The organism is Streptomyces silvisoli (assembly GCF_029269905.1).
In the GTDB taxonomy this organism is placed as follows: Bacteria; Actinomycetota; Actinomycetes; order Streptomycetales; family Streptomycetaceae; genus Streptantibioticus_A; species Streptantibioticus_A silvisoli_A.
In genome coordinates this window covers 1-904 of the sequence record NZ_JARJBC010000075.1, presented here as the reverse complement: position 1 = coordinate 904, position 904 = coordinate 1, and the positions used below count along the sequence as shown (strand labels likewise).

The window sequence follows — 904 nt, the reverse complement described above, 5'->3', positions numbered from 1 at the left end:
ATGAGCAGCTGAGCGAGAGCGGGTTTGCATATGGTCCGGTGTTCCAGGGGCTGAGCAGGGCTTGGCGGCGTGGGGACCAAATTCTCGCTGAGGTCGAGCTCCCCGAGGCTGGGCGTGGTCTGGCGGACTCTTTTGGTATTCACCCGGCGTTGCTGGATGCGGCGTTGCACCCCACGGTCTTCGCTGGCTTGGACTCGGCGCGGGACGGTGGGTTGCCGTTCACCTTCACGGATGTGGTGTTGCGTGCTTCGGGTGCGTCACGGTTGCGGGTTGCGTTGACCCGTACAGGACTGGATGAGGTGGCGATTGCGGTCGCGGACAGCACCGGGTCGCCTGTGCTGTCGATCGGTTCGCTGACTATGCGGCCGCTGACCGCCGACGGCCTCACCACCGGTACCAGTGACGGCGCCCTGCTGAGGCTGGAATGGATTGATATCCCCGCTCCGTCCGCTGTTCCGGTGCAGGAGTGGGTGGTGGTCGACCGGGGCGGCTCGGCGGACGCTTCGTATGCCGACTTGCAGGCGGCCGGTGCTGCTTTGGAGGGCGGGGCCGGGGTTCCGCAGGTGGTGGTGTTGGCCGTGGCCGGGGACTCGGATGCGGTGGTGGATTCGACTCATGAGTTGACCGGGTGGGTGTTGCGGCAGGTGCAGCACTGGTTGGGTGAGGAGCGGTTCGGAAAGGTGCCGTTGCTTATACGGACGCGGGGTGCGGTCGCTGCTTGGCCTGGTGAGTCCTTGTCGGATTTGGCTGCGGCTGCGGTGTGGGGTTTGGTGCGTGCGGCGCAGACGGAAAATCCCGGGCGGTTCGTTCTGCTCGACACCGACACCGACATCGAGTTGGACGCCGCGGTGCTGGGCCAGGTGCTGGCTGTGGATGAGCCGCAGTTGGTGTTGCGTGATGGGCA

At 65.9% G+C, this 904-nt stretch carries 1 protein-coding gene; it reads left to right on the top strand.

Annotated features, from left to right (window positions below):
• Window positions 1-38: 38 nt before the first annotated feature.
• Window positions 39-904: polyketide synthase dehydratase domain-containing protein (locus P3G67_RS35770; RefSeq protein WP_276097243.1), on the top strand; the 866-nt coding region annotated here is incomplete at its 3' end.